Origin of the sequence: Pseudomonas quasicaspiana, from assembly GCF_021147825.1 — a bacterium.
In the GTDB taxonomy this organism is placed as follows: Bacteria; Pseudomonadota; Gammaproteobacteria; order Pseudomonadales; family Pseudomonadaceae; genus Aquipseudomonas; species Aquipseudomonas quasicaspiana.
Window position 1 is genome coordinate 1 of sequence record NZ_JAGTPI010000091.1, and the last position, 17,851, is coordinate 17,851.

At 58.5% G+C, this 17,851-nt stretch carries 15 protein-coding genes; 9 read left to right on the top strand and 6 right to left on the bottom strand.

What is annotated here, in order from left to right; all coding sequences use genetic code 11:
- Positions 1-97: 97 nt before the first annotated feature.
- Complete coding sequence (locus KDX30_RS28105; protein WP_231678113.1) at positions 98-2,275, bottom strand: malate synthase G; 2,178 nt, start codon at positions 2,273-2,275, stop codon at positions 98-100.
- A 340-nt stretch (positions 2,276-2,615) separates the two neighbouring features.
- On the opposite strand from KDX30_RS28105, the gene KDX30_RS28110 reads away from it, so the two are divergent.
- Both KDX30_RS28110 and KDX30_RS28115 read left to right on the top strand, forming a co-directional pair.
- Entirely contained in the window at positions 2,616-3,134 is a 519-nt protein-coding gene (locus tag KDX30_RS28110) for a glycine cleavage system protein R (protein ID WP_231674044.1), read from the top strand.
- A gap of 599 nt (positions 3,135-3,733) precedes the next feature.
- Positions 3,734-3,952, top strand: a complete 219-nt coding sequence (locus KDX30_RS28115; RefSeq protein ID WP_231678114.1) for a DUF6124 family protein — start codon at positions 3,734-3,736, stop codon at positions 3,950-3,952.
- A gap of 365 nt (positions 3,953-4,317) precedes the next feature.
- Here the strand turns inward: KDX30_RS28115 and rarD are convergent, their stop codons facing one another.
- Together rarD and KDX30_RS28125 are read right to left on the bottom strand one after the other, a co-directional pair.
- Entirely contained in the window at positions 4,318-5,205 is an 888-nt protein-coding gene (rarD, locus tag KDX30_RS28120; RefSeq protein WP_231678115.1) for an EamA family transporter RarD, read from the bottom strand.
- A gap of 612 nt (positions 5,206-5,817) precedes the next feature.
- A complete protein-coding gene (locus tag KDX30_RS28125) occupies positions 5,818-6,792 on the bottom strand; it encodes a serine/threonine protein kinase (RefSeq protein WP_087266014.1) in 975 nt (324 codons plus the stop codon).
- Between the two features lie 186 nt (positions 6,793-6,978).
- On the opposite strand from KDX30_RS28125, the gene KDX30_RS28130 reads away from it, so the two are divergent.
- From KDX30_RS28130 to KDX30_RS28155, 6 genes are all read left to right on the top strand, one after another.
- Positions 6,979-7,995 carry a LacI family DNA-binding transcriptional regulator gene (locus KDX30_RS28130; RefSeq protein ID WP_122707534.1) on the top strand — a complete coding sequence of 339 codons (1,017 nt, stop codon included), beginning with the start codon at positions 6,979-6,981 and terminating at the stop codon, positions 7,993-7,995.
- A complete protein-coding gene (locus KDX30_RS28135; RefSeq protein ID WP_231678116.1) occupies positions 7,982-8,986 on the top strand; it encodes an ABC transporter substrate-binding protein in 1,005 nt (334 codons plus the stop codon). The genes KDX30_RS28130 and KDX30_RS28135 overlap by 14 nt, the downstream gene beginning before the upstream one ends.
- 15 nt (positions 8,987-9,001) lie before the next feature.
- Positions 9,002-9,853 (top strand): ABC transporter permease, encoded by an 852-nt coding sequence (locus KDX30_RS28140; protein ID WP_264760410.1) that lies wholly within the window; start codon positions 9,002-9,004, stop codon positions 9,851-9,853.
- Positions 9,850-10,644 (top strand): ABC transporter permease, encoded by a 795-nt coding sequence (locus KDX30_RS28145; RefSeq protein ID WP_099267972.1) that lies wholly within the window; start codon positions 9,850-9,852, stop codon positions 10,642-10,644. The genes KDX30_RS28140 and KDX30_RS28145 overlap by 4 nt, the downstream gene beginning before the upstream one ends.
- Complete coding sequence (locus tag KDX30_RS28150; protein WP_231678118.1) at positions 10,641-11,672, top strand: ABC transporter ATP-binding protein; 1,032 nt, start codon at positions 10,641-10,643, stop codon at positions 11,670-11,672. The genes KDX30_RS28145 and KDX30_RS28150 overlap by 4 nt, the downstream gene beginning before the upstream one ends.
- A 158-nt stretch (positions 11,673-11,830) precedes the next feature.
- On the top strand, positions 11,831-12,664 hold the full coding sequence (locus KDX30_RS28155) for a phosphodiesterase (RefSeq protein ID WP_231678119.1): 834 nt from the start codon (positions 11,831-11,833) through the stop codon (positions 12,662-12,664).
- Positions 12,665-12,881: 217 nt separating this feature from the next.
- Here the strand turns inward: KDX30_RS28155 and KDX30_RS28160 are convergent, their stop codons facing one another.
- From KDX30_RS28160 to KDX30_RS28170, 3 genes are all read right to left on the bottom strand, one after another.
- The gene (locus KDX30_RS28160; protein WP_231678120.1) at positions 12,882-14,783 is read right to left on the bottom strand and encodes a PhoX family protein; all 1,902 of its coding nucleotides are present in this window, start codon (positions 14,781-14,783) and stop codon (positions 12,882-12,884) included.
- Between the two features lie 81 nt (positions 14,784-14,864).
- Positions 14,865-15,629 (bottom strand): TOBE domain-containing protein, encoded by a 765-nt coding sequence (locus KDX30_RS28165; RefSeq protein WP_122395869.1) that lies wholly within the window; start codon positions 15,627-15,629, stop codon positions 14,865-14,867.
- A 185-nt stretch (positions 15,630-15,814) separates the two neighbouring features.
- Entirely contained in the window at positions 15,815-16,549 is a 735-nt protein-coding gene (locus KDX30_RS28170) for a ComF family protein (protein WP_231678121.1), read from the bottom strand.
- 121 nt (positions 16,550-16,670) lie between these two features.
- Between KDX30_RS28170 and bioB the strand changes: the two genes are divergently transcribed.
- On the top strand, positions 16,671-17,726 hold the full coding sequence (gene bioB / locus KDX30_RS28175; protein ID WP_231678122.1) for a biotin synthase BioB: 1,056 nt from the start codon (positions 16,671-16,673) through the stop codon (positions 17,724-17,726).
- Positions 17,727-17,851 lie beyond the last annotated feature (125 nt).

Here is a 17,851-nt window from a genome sequence, read left to right on the forward strand (position 1 = left end):
CGATAAGGCTGGACGCGGTTCACTTCAGATCACGTCCAGCCTTATCGCGAGCAAGCTCGGCTCCCACAGGAAGCGCTAGAGCTGCTCGCGAAATTGTTTACAACCCGTTCTTCGCCTTGAACTCCCGACGCCGACGGTGCAAGACCGGCTCGGTGTAACCGTTAGGCTGTTTAGTCCCTTCGATTACCAGTTCAACCGCCGCCTGGAACGCGATGTTGCTGTCGAAATCCGGCGCCAGCGGACGGTACAGCGAGTCCCCCGCATTTTGCCGGTCAACCACAGGCGCCATGCGCTTGAGGCTGTCCATCACCTGAGTTTCGTTGACCACGCCATGACGCAGCCAGTTAGCGATGTGCTGGCTGGAGATACGCAGCGTGGCGCGGTCCTCCATCAGGCCAATATCGTTGATGTCCGGCACTTTCGAGCAGCCCACGCCCTGATCGATCCAGCGCACCACGTAGCCGAGAATGCCCTGTGAGTTGTTATCCAGTTCGTTCTGGATTTCCTCGGGCGTCCAGTTGGTGTTCGGCGCGAGCGGGATAGTCAGGATGTCATCCACCGAGGCGCGAGTGCGCTGGGCCAGTTCAGCCTGACGGGCGAACACATCAACCTTGTGATAGTGCAGCGCGTGCAGCGCAGCGGCCGTCGGCGACGGAACCCAGGCGGTGTTCGCGCCTGCCATTGGGTGAGCGATTTTCTGCTCCAGCATCGCCGCCATCAGGTCCGGCATGGCCCACATGCCCTTACCGATCTGCGCACGGCCTTGCAGGCCGCAGCTCAAGCCGATATCTACGTTGGAGTTTTCGTAGGCACTGATCCATTTCTCGGCTTTCATCTGCGCCTTGCGCACGACAGGGCCTGCTTCCATGGAGGTGTGAATTTCGTCGCCAGTGCGGTCCAGGAAGCCCGTGTTGATGAACACTACCCGCTCGCTGGCCGCTTTGATGCAGGCCTTGAGGTTGACCGTGGTACGGCGTTCCTCGTCCATGATCCCGACTTTAAGCGTGTTGCGTGGCAGACGCAGAACGTCTTCGACACGACCGAACAGCTCGTTGGTGAATGCAGCTTCTTCCGGGCCATGCATCTTCGGTTTGACGATGTACACCGAGCGAGTACGGCTGTTGCTGCGCGTGGTGTTGCCATTGAGGCTGTGGATCGCCGCAAGGCTGGTCAGCAGGCCGTCCAGAATGCCTTCCGGTACTTCCTGACCGTTCTTGTCCAGGATCGCATCAATGGTCATCAAGTGACCGACGTTGCGGATGAACAGCAGCGAACGACCGTGCAGCTTCACGTCGCCGCCATTGGGAGCGGTGTAGTGACGATCACCGTTCATGGTGCGGGTGAAGGTTTCGCCGCCTTTGGAGACCTGTTCGGCCAGATCGCCTTTCATCAGGCCCAGCCAGTTGCGGTACACCACAACCTTGTCGTCGGCATCAACGGCGGCGATGGAGTCTTCGCAGTCCATGATGGTGGTCAGCGCGGCTTCCATCAGCACGTCTTTGACGCCCGCGGCATCGGTCTGGCCAATCGGGCTGGTAGCGTCGATCTGAATCTCGAAATGCAGGCCGTTGTGCTTGAGCAACACGGCGGTCGGCGCTGATGCGTCGCCTTGATAGCCGATCAACTGCGCGTCGTCTTCAAGGCCGGTATTGCTACCGCCCTTGAGGCTGATGACCAGCTTGCCGTCGATCAGCTTGTAGCCGGTGGAATCAACATGAGAGCCAGCGGCCAGCGGCGCGGCTTCGTCGAGGAAAGCGCGGGCAAAGGCGATGACTTTGTCACCGCGAACCTTGTTGTAGCCTTTGCCTTTCTCTGCGCCGTCGGCTTCGCTGATGGCGTCGGTGCCATACAGAGCGTCGTACAACGAGCCCCAGCGGGCGTTCGAGGCGTTGAGGGCGAAGCGGGCATTCATGACCGGCACCACCAGCTGTGGGCCAGCCATGCGGGCGATTTCTTCATCGACGTTTTGCGTCGTGATCTGGAAATCCGCCACTTCTGGCAGCAGATAACCGATTTGCTCAAGGAAAGCCTTGTAAGCCGAGGCATCGTGGGCCTGTCCGGCATGGGACTGGTGCCAGGCGTCGATCTGCGCCTGCAAGTCATCACGTTTAGCGAGCAGTGCCTTGTTCCTGGGGGCCAGCTCATTGATCAACTGGTCTGCGCCCATCCAGAAGCCAGCAACATCAAGACCGGTCCCGGGAAGTGCTTCGTTATTCACGAAGTCATACAGGACTTTGGCGACCTGCAGGCCACCGACTTGAACGTGTTCAGTCATTGCACTTGCCTCACTCTGCTCAGCTTTTTTACGCCCCCGGAGGGAACGCTCTTTTGTTGGGGCGCCGTTTATGTAGTGCGCGACGCGGGATGCTACATGAAGGCTTGACGCGTGGAAACGGAACTAAATATGTCACTTCGCGACTGAAATTTCATCGCCAGTCATCATCGGGATTCGGATGTTCTCAAAGATGTTGCCGATTGTTCCAGATAAAAATAGAGATCGTACACAAAATGGCAGGCCGGTCATTCGCCAGCGTCAAGATCAGGCTTGCCTATACTCGTTGCGTTGTCGTCAGCCTGACTGGCTGGTGCAGATTCAAGACCAGAAGGAGTCAGCAGTGGATCATCTCGTTATTACAGTATTTGCCCCAGACAAACCCGGCCAGGTCGAGGCCATCGCGAAATGCATTGCCGACCACGGCGGTAACTGGCTGGAGAGCCGCATGTCGCACATGGCCGGACAGTTCGCCGGCATCCTGCGCATTGGCGTTGCGGCTGACGCCCATGAAGAATTGAAGAGCGCGCTGATCGAGTTGTCCGGTCGAGGCATACGCGTATTGTTCGCCGACACCGCCATCGAAACCCCCGGCACCTGGAAACACATCGGCATGGAGCTGGTGGGCAATGATCGCGCGGGCATCGTACGCGACATCACCCGGTTGCTTTCGGAGCAGGGCGTTAACGTCGAAAGACTGGTGACAGAAGTCAAACCCGCGCCGATGAGCAGTGAACTGCTGTTCCACGCCGACGCGATATTGGGCGTACCTGAATCGCTGGCGCTGGATGATCTGCAACAAGCGCTGGAAACCCTGGCGGATGATTTGATGGTGGATCTGGTGTTGCGTACGGATCTTTGAGCCTGTGGGAGCAGAGCTTGCTCGCGATAAGGCTGGACGCGATCTGAATTGAACCGCGTTCAGCCTTATCGCGAGCAAGCTCTGCTCCCACAAGGGGATTGCGAGCCCCTGCGGTTATCCACTTTATCTATTAGCCTGCCTGTGGATAACCGTTGGAGAACCGTTTGCAGGCCAGACGAATCAAGGCTTGCGAGCGACTGGTTATTTATTGAGCAGTTGAAGCTCTATGACCCAGAGGCCATGCATTCAGTGCTAAATCAAACCAATTTGCAGGCCATCGCCTCATGGTTTTGCGCTACGTTTCCGTTTTTCTTGAGGGAAGTTTCCGAAACAATCCCAAGCGCTTGCGGGTGAGGATTTTGGCTCCTAAGGTGCGCCGGTCGCTGTTATTTCAGTGACGGGGTTTAGTAGCCCGTGGTTATCGCTCGTGCAGTACACCTTGAAGTAGACGTCTTTGGACGTCTGATTTATGGCGGCTGTGCGCAGGGCGCTTTCGAGCGCGCCGGTGGTAACCCGGTCTACTAACCTACGCACGGCTGCCACCCTTATCGTTTAGTAGCGGTGGTTGGCGGTCTCTTTCAACATTAAGAGACTTCGATATGACCGAGTTACCGGTTTCACCTTCTGACCTTGAACAATCTTTGAACCACGCCTCCCACCTGCTGCACTGCGCAGCCGTAACAGCCTACGAAAACGGCGACCGCCTGACCGGTTCGGATCGGCTATTGGCGATGTCAGTCATGCATCTGGTGGATATGGCGCGCAATGTTATCGATCAGTCTTTGGTCAGGCTGGAGGCACCGACTGCTTGCGAGTGAAATGCGCTGCCTGTGTGTGAGATCCATGTTTGCCCGCACGCTAACGACATGGGACCGGCTTTAGCCGGGAAAGCGGTATTTCTGAAGGCCTATTTTTAGTGACTGTACCGGCCTCTTTCCGGCTAAAGCCGGTCCCACGAGATAGCGCGGTTTCTGTGGGAGCTGAGCTTGCTCGCGATAAGGCTGTACTCGATTAACTTCAGATCGCGTCCAGTCTTGTCGCGAGCAAGCTCAGCTCCCACAGACGGGAATGAGTTCAAGCAGATGTTATCCACTTTATCCATGAGCCTGCCTGTGGATAACCTTTGGAGAACCGTTTGCAGGCCATGTAGCTCAAGGCCTGCAAGCTATTGATCAATAAATGATCAGGCCCTGCGCCGTGAAGTTATCCACGCATCAACGCTGTAAACCGCCAATCCCGCCCAGATGAATGCGAAGGTCACGATGGTGCTTGTCGCGAGATGTTCCTTGAAGACCAGCACTGCCAGTGCGAGCACCAGTGTCGGGCCGATGTACTGCAGGAAGCCCAGTGTGGTGTAAGGCAGGTGTCGGGCGGCGGCGTTGAAGGCGACCAGTGGCAAGATCGTTACAGGGCCTGCGGCGGCGAGCCAGAGCGCTTCACTGGTGGTCCAGAATTCTGGTTGTGAGGTGTAGGCTGCCGGGTTGAGCAGCAGCCAGCCCACGGCGATAGGCACCAGTATCCAGGTTTCCACGACGAGGCCGGGCAGGGCGGCGACGGGTGCTTTCTTGCGGACAATGCCGTACACCGCGAACGTTCCGGCAATCACTAGCGATACCCACGGCAGGCTGCCGACTTGCCATAACTGCTGCGCCACGCCCGTCGCCGCCAGACCGACGGCGATCCATTGCAAACGCCGCAGCCGTTCGCCCAATACCAGCATCCCCAGCAACACGTTGACCAGCGGGTTGATGTAGTAACCCAGGCTGGCCTCCACCATGCGCTCGTTATTCACCGCCCATACATACACCAGCCAGTTCACCGCGATCATCGAGCCGCTGAAAGCCAGCACCGCCAGACGCTGTGGGTTGTCCCGCAGTTCGCGCCACCAGCCGGGGTGTTTCCAGAACATCAGCAGCAACGAGCCGAATGCCGCCGACCACAGCACTCGGTGGACGATGATTTCCACCGATGGCACGTCGGCGATGGCTTTGAAGTACAGCGGAAACAAACCCCAGATGGTGTAGGCACTGAGCCCGAGAATGTACCCGCGTCGCGGGTTGACGGCTGGCATGTTGGGTCCTGTTGGCAGGTGGTGGATTCTTATGAGTCTGTTGGTGCGTGGATCTATTATTTGCCCGGAATCAGACCTCTGTGGGAGCGTGGCTTGCCCGCGATAAGGACACCGCAAATATCAGACCCATCGCGTCCAAGCCTTCCATGTAAATCTCATTCCACCCGTAGGAGCGCGCTTGCCCGCGATGAACGATGACACGGTATTACTGACTCACCGAGGTGACTGATTCGCGGGCAAGCCACGCTCCCACAGGTTGGCGCTGATCTTAAGTTCATGATGGACCGTGGGACCGACCGGAGTGGCGCTCCACTTAATTCGGGAAGGCGGTATTTCAGGCCATACATAGGCTGCGGATGTACCCGCCTCTTCGCGAATGAATTCGCTCCCACCGGGATCAGCGCTTGCAGGTGAACACAGAATTTCCCACAGTCTGGTCATGATCTTAAGTTCGCTGAGGCCCTGTGGGACCGAATTTATTCGGGAAGGCGGTATTTCAGGCCTTACATAGGCTGCGGATGTATCTGGCTCTTCGCGAATGAATTCGCTCCCACGAGAATTGGGTTTGCGAGCCAACATGGAATTTTCCACATACAGATCGCGTTTCCCCATTCAAAACAACTTCAGCGGCTCCTCGTTAAGCGCCGACAGTTGTTCGCGCAAAGCCAGAATCTGGTCACCCCAGTAACGTTCGGTGCCGAACCACGGGAAGCTGTGCGGGAACGCCGGGTCGTCCCAGCGACGGGCCAGCCAGGCGCTGTAATGCATCAGACGCAGTGCACGCAGCGGTTCTATCAGGGCCAGTTCACGCGGGTTGAAGTCATGAAATTCGTTGTAGCCATCCATCAATTCCGACAATTGCCCCAGGCATTCCTGGCGATCACCGGCCAGCATCATCCAGATGTCCTGCACAGCAGGGCCCATCCGGCAGTCGTCGAGGTCGACGATGTGGAACATCTCGTCGCGCGCCATCATGTTGCCGGGATGACAGTCGCCATGCATACGGATGTTCTGATGCGGCGTGGCTGCGTAAGCGTCTTCGACGCGCTTGAGCAGATCCTTCGCCACTGACTCGTAAGCAGGCAACAAGCTGCGCGGGATGCAGTCGTTCTGCAGCAGGAAGTCCAGCGAGTTCTGACCAAAGTTCTGCACCGCCAGCGCTTCACGGTGCTCGAAAGGTTTGGTCGCACCGACGGCATGGATGCGCCCGAGCAACTGGCCCAGACGATACAACTGATCAAGGTTGCCCGGCTCTGGCGCACGGCCGCCGCGGCGAGGGAAGAGGGTGAAGCGAAACCCTGCGTGTTCGAACAGCGTCTGCCCGTTATGCACCATCGGTGCGACGACCGGGATATCGACGTTCGCCAGTTCGAAGGTGAAGCTGTGTTCTTCAAGGATGGCTTCGTTGGTCCAGCGCTGCGGCCGGTAGAACTTGGCGATCAACGGCTGGCCGTCTTCGATGCCGACCTGATAAACGCGGTTCTCGTAGCTGTTGAGCGCAAGGATGCGGGCGTCACTGAGAAACCCGATGCTTTCAACGGCATCAAGGACCAGGTCTGGCGTAAGTGTTGCGAACGGGTGGGCCATGCTAACTCCTGCGCGCAGCAGGCTGCCGCGTCGGCCCGTGATGGTAGCGCAGACGGGCAGGGCATGGGGCTTTAGCTTCGCCGCAAAGTTGCGCACTGCAACCAAACTGTCATCACCCGTTAGCTGTAACGAAATATTGAATCGCTAATGTCGCGGCCAATGAGATCGATCTCAAGGCGAGCGAACGTGAGTGATTTAAAAGAAGTGGCACGACTGGCAGGAGTTTCGCGGGCAACTGCCGCGCGGGCTTTTGCGTCTCCCGATGTCGTGCGCCCGACTACTCGCGATCAAGTGTTCGAGGCCGCCCGTCAGTTGGGTTTTCGGCCCAATCGCTTGGGGCGTCAGTTGCGCCTGCAAACCACCAACCTGATCGGTGTGATCGTGCCCAACCTGCTTAACCCGGTCTTCGCTGAGCAGTTCCAGGCCATGGAACGTGCTGCGCGTCTGAAAGGCTACAACCTGCTATTGGCAACGACTGATTACAGCAGCGAACGCGAAAGCGCCGTGGTTGAAGAGTTACTGCGTCAGCGAGTCGATGGGCTGGTGCTGACCGTGACCGACGCCGAGAGCAATCGGGTCCTGCAAAGTCTGGTCAACGAAGACACGCCGTTCGTGCTGGCTTATCACCAGCCGGGCAATCCTGATTACAGCGCTGTGTCTGTGGATAACCGCGCGGGCATGGCGCTGGCGACACGCTACTTGCTCGACTCCGGGCATCGCCGCATCGGCATGGTGGCCGGTCCAGCCTTGCAATCGGACCGTGCCCGTCTGCGTTACGCCGGGTATTGCGAGGCCATGGTCGAGGGGGGGCTGGATAGCCTGCCGGTGATTGAAATGCCTGCGCATACCCAGGCTGATTTCGCCGCTATCGAGCCTTTGCTGCGCGGCCCCAACCGGCCCAGCGCTTTGGTTTGCTCCAACGATTTGCTGGCGATCAGCCTGATCGCCGAACTGCGCCGCAACGGCTGGAGCGTGCCCGGCCAGCTTTCCGTCATCGGCTTCGATGGCATCGCCCTCGGCGCCCAGATGCATCCGACGCTGTGCAGCGTCGTGCAACCCATCGCGGCGCTGGCCAGCACCGTGATCGATCAACTGCTGGCGCAAATCGCCGGTGCCGCTCCGATTTCCCATTGCCTGCCTTGCCATATCCGGCCGGGTGAAAGTACTCAGCCCTACGAGGAGATGCTTCATGATCCGCTTTAGTACAACCCTGGCAGCGCTGCTGCTGTGCGGTGCGGCCAGTCTGGCTCAGGCCGCTGAAACCGCCATCTGTTACAACTGCCCACCGGAATGGGCGGATTGGGGCACGCAGCTCAAGGCAATTGCCGAGACCGCTGGTGTGCAAGTGCCGCTGGACAACAAGAACTCCGGCCAGTCGCTGGCACAATTAGTCGCCGAGAAGGCAGCGCCGGTTGCCGACGTGGTTTATTACGGCGTGACTTTCGGCCTGCAGGCGCAGAAAGCAGGCGTGGTGGGCAGCTACAAACCAAAAGGCTGGGATCAGATTCCGGCCGGCTTGAAAGACCCTGAAGGTCACTGGTTCGCAATCCATTCCGGCACCTTGGGCATCATGGTCAACGTCGATGCACTGGGCGGTCTGCCGGTGCCGCAAAGCTGGGCCGATTTGCTCAAGCCTGAGTACAAAGGCATGGTCGGTTATCTGGATCCGTCCAGCGCCTTTGTTGGTTATGTGTCTGCGGTGGCGATCAACCAGGCCATGGGCGGCACGCTGGATGATTTCAAACCGGCCATCGATTACTTCCAGAAGCTGGCGAAAAACTCGCCGATCGTGCCGAAGCAAACCGCGTATGCGCGGGTGCTGTCCGGTGAGTTGCCGATCCTCGTCGATTACGACTTCAACGCCTATCGCGCTCGCTACAAAGACAAAGCCAATGTCGCTTTCGTGATCCCCAAGGAAGGCAGCATCAGCGTGCCGTACGTGATGAGCATTGTGGATAACGCACCGCATCGCGCCAACGCTGAGAAGGTGCTGGATTTCACCCTGTCCGATCAAGGCCAGTCGTTGTGGGCGAAGGCTTATTTGCGTCCGGTGCGTGACGTGAAAATGCCTGCGGATGTGGCTGCGCAATTTCTGCCGGACAGCGATTACGCTCGGGCTGGCGTCGTCAATTACGAACACATGGCCGCCGTGCAGGAAGCTTTCGCAGCGCGCTATCTGAGTGAGGTCAAGTAAGTGACCGCTTCGGTTCTGAAAGCTCAGGGCGTGAAGCCGGGCGGGCGCGCAATCTTGCGCCTGCGTCCGACCGCGGCCTGGGCGCTGGCTCCGGCCGCCGCCGTGTTGTTTGCGTTCTGGCTGCTGCCCTTGGCGCACCTGATTTTGCTGGGGGCCGAACGTCGCGACGGCAGTATCGGTTACTGGCAGGTGCTGAGCAGTGCGCAGTATCTGGGCAGTCTCGCCCAGACCTGCGTGTTGGCTATCGTCGTAACGCTGGCCGCTTTGCTGGTTGGCGGTATCAGCGGCGTGTTCCTCGCCCGGCAACGTTTTTTTGGTCGTTCGGCGCTGGTGGCTTTGCTGACTTTTCCGCTGGCGTTTCCTGGCGTGGTCGTAGGGTTTCTGGTGATTCTGCTGGCCGGTCGCCAAGGCTTGTTTGCGATGCTGGGCATGGAGCTGGCCGGTGAGCGATGGATCTTTGCTTATTCGCTGACCGGGCTTTTCCTGGGCTACCTGTACTTCTCGATTCCGCGGGTGATTCTCACCGTGATGGCGGCCTGTGAAAGTCTGGATCGCAGCCTTGAAGAAGCTGCGCACTCCTTGGGCGCGGGTCATTGGCGAGTGGTGTGCGACGTTATTGTGCCGGGCCTCGCGCCAGCGTTGGTGTCCTGTGGGGCGATTTGTTTTGCGACGTCCATGGGGGCGTTCGGTACTGCGTTCACGTTGGGCACACGTCTGAATGTCACGCCCGTCGCGATCTACAACGTGTTCACCAACTACGCCAATTTCGCCGTTGCAGCTGCGCTGTCCGTGGTGCTGGGCGCGTTGACCTGGGCCGTGTTGCTGCTGGCTCGGCGCCTGGTGAAAAACTCGGGGACTGTCCTGTGAAGCGCTCATCGCTGTTCGTCATGCAACTGCTGTTTACCCTGTTGGTCTGCGCGTTCATGTTGGTGCCGGTGCTGTTGTCATTACTCGCCGGCCTGACGCGCAATTATTTCCAGGGCGTGTCGAGTGGATTGACCTTCGACTGGTTGATCCAGGTGTGGCAGGCCTATTCACCCACCGTTTGGCTGTCAATTCAGTTGGCCGTGGCCTGTGCGGTGTGCGTTTGCGTGATTGGCGTACCGGCCGCGTATGCCTTGGTGCGGATGAACAACCGCTTCAGCCGCGCCTTTGAGGAATTGATGGTCTTGCCGGTGGCTATGCCCGGTCTGGCCAGCGCACTGGCGTTGCTGCTGACCTACGGCCAGTTCGGCGGGTTTCGCAGCAGTTGGTTGTTCATTCTGGTGGGGCATGTGCTGTTCACTTTGCCGTTTTTGGTGCGTCCGGTGATGGCGGTCATGCAGCGCCAGCAACTGCCGGTGCTGGAAGAGGCGGCAGCCAGTCTGGGCGCAGGACCGTTCAAGCGATTCTTCAGCGTCGTGGTGCCTAACTGCCGAGCCGGAATTCTGGCCGGGGTGTTGATGGTTGTCACCTTGTCGTTGGGTGAATTCAACCTGACCTGGATGCTCCACACGCCAATGACCAAAACCCTGCCGGTGGGGCTCGCCGACAGCTACGCGTCTGCGCGACTGGAAGTCGCCAGTGCCTACACCCTTATTTTTCTGTTGATGATCGTGCCGCTGTTGATCGCGTTGCAGGCCATCAGCGCCCGTCTTTCCCGTGGAGAGAGTCGATGACCGGAACCACTATTCGCTTGCAGGGCTGCCGCAAGGCATTCGCTGACGGCACTGTCGCTGTGCATGATCTGAACCTGACCATCGAGCCCGGCGAAACCCTCGCGATCCTCGGCCCGTCGGGGTGCGGTAAAACCACTACGTTGCGCCTGATCGCCGGGTTGGAAAGCACCGACGTCGGGCAGATTTTCTTCGGCGATAACGACGTCACCCGTTTGCCTATCGAGAAGCGTGACGTGGGCATGGTGTTCCAGAACTACGCATTGTTCCCGAATCTGGATGTGGCCGGAAACATCGTCTACGGCCTGAAGATTCGCGGCATGTCGCCCGCTGAGCGCAATAAGCGCTGCGCCGAATTGCTCGAGCTGGTCGGCCTGCAAGAGCATGGCAAGCGCAGCATTCATGAACTGTCAGGTGGGCAGCGTCAGCGGGTCGCCCTGGCCCGTGCTCTGGCCCCACGTCCGCGAGTGTTGTTGCTTGATGAGCCCTTGGCGGCGCTGGATGCGCAATTGCGTGAACGCTTGCGCAGCGAGCTGAATGACCTGCTGCGCGGGTTGGGGATAACTTCAGTTTTCGTCACTCACGATCAAGGCGAAGCCATGGCGCTGGGCGACCGGATTCTGGTGATGGAGAAAGGGCGTGTCGCGCAACTCGCAACGCCGCGAGAGATTTATCAACAGCCCGCCAATGCCTTCGTCGCCAGTTTTGTCGGCAATCTCAATGCGTTTTCAGTGGTTGAACGCACTGCCCAGGGCCTGAAAGTCAGTGGCGGCGAGTTGCCGTGGACTGCTTCGAATCTGCCTTCGACGGTGTACTGCCGCCCCGAGCATTTGCGCGTGATGGACGGTGAGAGTCATCTGCGCGGGCGATTGGTGGGGCAATTCTTCCAGGGCGCTCAAAGCCGCCTTCTGGTTGACGTCGGCGCGGCTCAGCCTTTGCTGGTCGACAGCGCTGACAACGTTATCCACAGCCCGGGTGCATTGATCGGCCTGACTGTTGCGCCGCAGGTGTTGTTTACCCTGAACTCCTGATTTGTGAGGCAAGTGGAGATCTTGTGGGAGCGAATTCATTCGCGAAAGCGGTGTGTCAGGCAATGATATTTCGCAGATCCGGCCCATTCGCGAATGAATTCGCTCCCACAGGACTGCGTTCCACTTCTGTTGATTCAGTTTTTTGTTGAGATCTAATTTTGAACCACCCATTCCTCATTGCGCAGATCAGCGATCTGCACCTTAAAGCCGGTCAGAAACTGACCTATGGCGTCGTCGATACTCTGGGTGCCTTGCGCCGTGCTGTGGATCATCTGAACGCCAGCGTGCCGCGTCCGGACATCGTGGTGATCAGTGGCGATCTTGTGGACTTCGGTCAGCCGGATGAATACGCCGTGCTGCATCCAGAACTCAAGCGTTTGCACATGCCGTTTTATCTGGTGCCGGGTAACCATGATGATCGCCAGCACTTGTTGGCCGAGTTTGCCAACCAGACTTATCTGCCTCTTTCATCCGATGCTCCACTGGATTGGGTCGTGGAAGAGCATCCCGTGCGGTTGATCGGGCTTGATACCAGCATTCCCGGCTCCCATGGCGGACAGATGACGGAGTGTCAGTTGCTCTGGCTCGATGAGCTGTTGGCGCGCCGCCCGGACGTGCCGACCATATTGGTTTTGCATCACCCACCGTTCATCACGGGCATCGGCCATATGGACCGTGAGCCGTTCAGGAATAGGGCGCAGTTTGAAAAAGTGATTGCACGTCACCCGCAAGTCGAGCGCTTGCTGTGCGGGCATTTGCATCGTCCGATGCAGCGTCGGTTTGGCGGCAGTCTGAGCTGTATCTGCCCCGGCACTTCACATCAGATCGTGCTTGATCTGCAGGAAGACGCACCGGCGCATTTCAATCTGGAACCGGCGGGTTATCTCTTGCACCGCTGGCATCCAGAACAGGGCCTGGTGACCCATAACGCAGTGTTCGGCGAGTATCCGGGACCGTATCCGTTTTATGACGTGAATGGGTTGATTGATTAGTCGGCGACAGGTTTAACGACTTGGTATACGACCTGTGTGAAATTCTATCCTGCAAACCCAATTCCCGTGGGAGCGAATTCATTCGCGAAAGGGCCGGCCCAGACAATACATATTTAGCGTCTGGCAATCAGTCTTCCCGAATGAATTCGGTCCCACAGGGTTTGTATTCGTTTCTGGATTCTGCGGAGTTCGCGACACCGCAGAATCCAGGGCAATATCAAGCGCCGATCACGCCACCATCATCCCGCGTAATCACCATCACCGATGAACGCGGTTTGCCGTTTGGCAGATGCTCAGGAAAGGTCGACCCGCCGTTCTCCCCCGGATGCTGGATGCCCACAAACATGGTTTTGTAATCCGGCGCGAAGCTGATACCGGTGACTTCGCAACCAATCGGCCCGACCATGAAGCGACGGATTTCGCCGCTGTGCGGGTCAGCACAGAGCATCTGGTTGTTGCCCATGCCGGCGAAGTCGCCCTTGTTGCTGGAGTCGCCGTCAGTCTGGATCCACAGGCGACCGGCGCTATCGAAACTCAGGCCGTCCGGGCTGTTGAACATGTTCTGTGGGTTGATGTTGCTCGACCCACCTTGTGGCGTGCCGCTGTGGACAGTCGGGTTGCCCGCGACCACAAACAGGTCCCAGTCGAAGGTCATAGCCGACGCATTGTCGGCGTTTTCGCGCCAGCGCAGGATTTGCCCGTACTGGTTTTTCGCCCGAGGGTTTGGCCCGCCAACCGGTTGCCCATCATCACCGCGCTTGGCGTTGTTGGTGAGCGTGCAGTAAACCTGACCATCTTTCGGGCTGACCACGATCCATTCCGGACGGTCCATGCGCGTGGCTTTCACGACGCTGGCTGCAAGGCGTGCGTGGATCAACACTTCAGCCTGGTTATTGAAACCTGCGGCTGCATCCAGGCCGTTTTTGCCGTGGGTCAACTCGACCCATTCGCCGGTGCCTTTCGGACGGTCCGGGTTGCCGTCGCCATTATCAAAACGTGCGACATACAGCGTGCCGTGGTCCAGCAGGTTGCGGTTGGCTTTCGGATCTTTGTGGTTGATCTTGTCGCGACTGATGAATTTGTAGATGAACTCGCCACGTTCGTCGTCGCCCATGTACACCACAGCGCGACCGCCTTTGGTCTCGGCCAAAGCAGCGTTTTCGTGCTTGAAGCGGCCCAGTGCAGTGCGTTTTACCGGGGTGGATTTCGGGTCGAACGGATCAATTTCCACTACCCAGCCGTGACGATTGATCTCGTTGGGGTTCTTGGCCAGATCGAAGCGCGGGTCATGTTGATGCCAGTTGATGTCTTTGCTGGCGGCAACCGCGCCGTAGCGCTTGATGCCCGCGTCGAACTTCTGCTCGGCGTCGCTGCTGCCGAAGCAATCAGTGAAGTTCTCTTCGCATGTCAGGTAAGTGCCCCACGGCGTTTTGCCGTTGGCGCAGTTCTGGAATGTACCGAGGGCTTTGGTGCCGGTGCTGTCTGCGGCGGTCTTGAGCCAGTCGTGCCCCGCGGCCGGGCCGCTCAGATTGATCGGGGTGTTGCCGTGAATGCGGCGGTTGTATTTGGAGTTCTGCACGAACTGCCATTTGCCATTCTTTTGCTGCACTTCGATTACCGACACGCCTTCACTGGCCAGCGCTTTACGCACGTCTTCAGGGGATTGAGGCTCTTTGCCGTGATCGAACAGGTAGCGGTAATTGGTGTATTCGTTGTTGATGGCCATCAGTGCGCGGTCTTTATGACCCGGCATCGGGAACAGGCTCATGCCGTCATTGTTGTCGCCGAACTGCACTTCCTGCGCTTCGGCGGTGCCTTTACCGCTAGGGTCAAATGCCGGACCGCCAGCCTGCAGCGGCTGACCCCAACTGATCAGAACCGAAGAGGTGTAGCCCGGCGGCAGGCTGATGCTGTCAGCCGTGGCGGCGGGGATGCTGTCGAAGCCGAGCAGCGTGCCTGATGCAGCGCTGACACTCTTGGCCAGCGCGGTGCGGCTCAACAGGCCGCCGCCGAGAAACATCGCTGCGCCGCACAAAGCGCCAGCGGTAATGAAGCCACGGCGGGTCAGGCCGACCATTTGTTCGAGGTCTGTAGCTTGGTTTTCTTCTAGTAGTTTCATCAACACGGCTCCCAGCAGGTGTGGCAGACACCTTAGTGAGCAGATATGACGAAATTGTGTCGTCGCAATGACGCCGTGCTATTACAGCGGCGTGCCCAGCAGCACGAGGGATGGCGCGAATTGAACCAGCACCGGGCTGCCGGTTTTCAGCTGAAGGGCCGCAAGCTGTGCAGGCTCTGCCAGTGAGCACAGAATCTGACCGCTGGGCAGGGTAATGCGCACCTCGCTGGGACCATCAGCAGCGTCGATGACTTCTTCTACCGTGCCGCTCAAGCAATTGTGTCCATTTGTTACGGGGTGCCCTGAAGTCTGTAATTCCAGCCAGCCAGCCTTGATCAGCGCCACGACATCAATGCCGATTGCCAGATCCAGACGCAGCGTACTGTCGTGGGTAATTTGCGCATTGATGAATACATCGCCTGCCAGACGCAGGCGAACCAGATCGTTGTGACCGTGAGCTGTAATGCTCTCTATGCGCCCCAGTAACTGATTGCGAGCACTCGTACGTAACGTCAGGCGGCTGAGTAAATCCAGGTCGGCGCTTTCTTCAGTGGCCTCCAGCACCTGAGCCTGAAGTGCCTGCAAGCGATGGTATAAACGCAGCACACGTTCGCCCTCAGCGGACAACTTCGCGCCGCCACCGCCACGTCCCCCCACACTGCGCTCGACCAGCGGCTTCTGCGCCAGGTTGTTCAACTCATCAATGGCATCCCACGTCGCCTTGTAACTCAACCCCGCACTCTTGGCCGCACGGGTAATCGAACCCTGCTCGGCAATGTGCTGCAACAGCGCAATACGTTGCGGACGACGGACCATGTGTTGGGTGAGCAGAGTGGGTAGGGGCATGGGGGCTGCTTTTTGGTCGTGATGATGGCGGGCAGTGTAAGGCATTGGTGTTTTTGTAGGTGTTGCCGGATGTCTACGCCACACATCGGATCTGTAGGAGCTGCCGAAGGCTGCGATGGCGGTGTGTCAGGATGACTGCTTCGCAGCCTTCGGCAGCTCCTACAAATGTCGTCTATTGATGGTAATCAATCCCCTGGCTTCGGCGTCCGCGCCAGGCAATAAACATCCACCCGACACGCCCCTGCCTTGATCAGCAGCTTTGCAATCACATCCGCCGTGGAGCCAGTAGTCAGCACGTCGTCCACCAGCGCCACATGCTTGCCTTTGATCTTTTCGTAATCAATCACAACAAACGCATTACGCAGGTTGCGCTTGCGGGCTTTGGCATCGAGGCCTTGTTGGGGCGGGGTTTCCTGGGTGCGCAATACCAACTGGTCCTCCACGGGTAGTTCCAGTTGATCGCCCAGCCAGTCAGCCAGCATCGCTGCCTGGTTGTAGCCGCGCTGGCGCAGGCGTTTAACAGCCAATGGCACGGGCAGGAGAAAGTCCGGGCGCGGCAGGTTTTCTTCGAAGCGGTGTTGCAGAAACTGCCCGAGTAATTGCGCCAACAGGCGCCCCATGGGCCAGTTGCCCTGATGCTTGAATCGGGTAATCAGGCTGTCGATGGGGAATTCATACAGCCAGGGCGCTGCTACTTCGTCAAAGGCTGGCTCGTTTCTCGTGCACTGCGGGCAATTCAGGCCTGACATCGCCAGAGGGAGTGCGCATTGCTGGCATTGGTCACCGAGCCAGGGCAGTTCGGTTTCACAGGCTGTGCAAATCGGATAAAGCGTGTCGGTCAACTCGTCGCACAATAAACAGGTCTGGTTGTTTTTTAGCCAGTTGTAAACCTGATAGGTAGGATGTGGTTGACAGCGCATGGCTCTTCCTTAAACATACTGAAACATCCATGTCGTGCTTGTGGACTTTTAGCCTGTGCAAGCAGGGCTGAGTCGCAGGTCGTTAGCCAAAAGAATCACAGCAGAAACCGAGGACCGCCCGATGAGCGCCAGCACCACCGCCACTTTGCGTCATGACTGGACTTTAGCTGAGGTCAGAGCGCTGTTCGTACAGCCTTTCAATGACCTGCTGTTTCAGGCGCAGACGGTGCACCGCGCTCATTTCGACGCTAATCGTGTTCAGGTCTCGACCCTGCTGTCGATCAAGACCGGTGCCTGCCCGGAAGACTGCAAGTACTGCCCGCAATCGGGTCACTACAACACCGGCCTGGAAAAAGAAAAGCTGCTGGAAGTGCAAAAGGTTCTCGAAGAAGCCGCTCGTGCCAAGGCCATCGGTTCGACCCGTTTCTGCATGGGCGCCGCCTGGAAGCACCCATCGGCCAAAGACATGCCTTATGTGCTGGAGATGGTCAAAGGCGTCAAGGCAATGGGCCTGGAAACCTGCATGACCCTGGGTCGTCTGGATCAGGAACAGACCGAAGCACTGGCGTCGGCCGGTCTGGATTACTACAACCACAACCTCGATACCTCGCCGGATTTCTACACCAGCATCATTACCACCCGCACGTACAGCGAGCGTTTGCAGACCCTGGCCTACGTGCGTGACTCCGGGATGAAGATCTGTTCAGGCGGTATTCTGGGCATGGGTGAGTCGCTGGATGACCGCGCCAATTTGCTGATCCAGCTGGCCAATCTGCCAGAGCATCCGGAATCGGTGCCGATCAACATGCTGGTCAAGGTCGCCGGTACGCCGTTGGAAAATGCCGAAGACATCGACCCGTTTGATTTCATCCGCATGCTCGCCGTGGCGCGCATTCTGATGCCACAGTCCCACGTGCGCCTGTCGGCGGGTCGCGAGGCCATGAACGAGCAAATGCAGGCATTGGCGTTTTTTGCCGGTGCCAACTCGATCTTCTACGGCGACAAGCTGCTGACCACCGCCAACCCGCAAGCGGACAAAGACATGCTGTTGTTCTCGCGTCTTGGGATCAAGCCCGAAGCCCGCGAAGAACATGCCGACGAAGTGCACCAGGCTGCCATCGAGCAAGCGCTGGTCGAACAGAGGAGCAGCGAGCAGTTTTATAACGCAGTGGTTTAGCGCGCAGATTTCTGTTGGCGCGAGGTCCTGTTGGAGCGAGGCTTGCCCGCGATGTTTTTTTAAAACAAAGCCGCGCCACCCCCCGCCCCCCAACTGAGAATCACCACACGCCCGCCCCCGGCCCC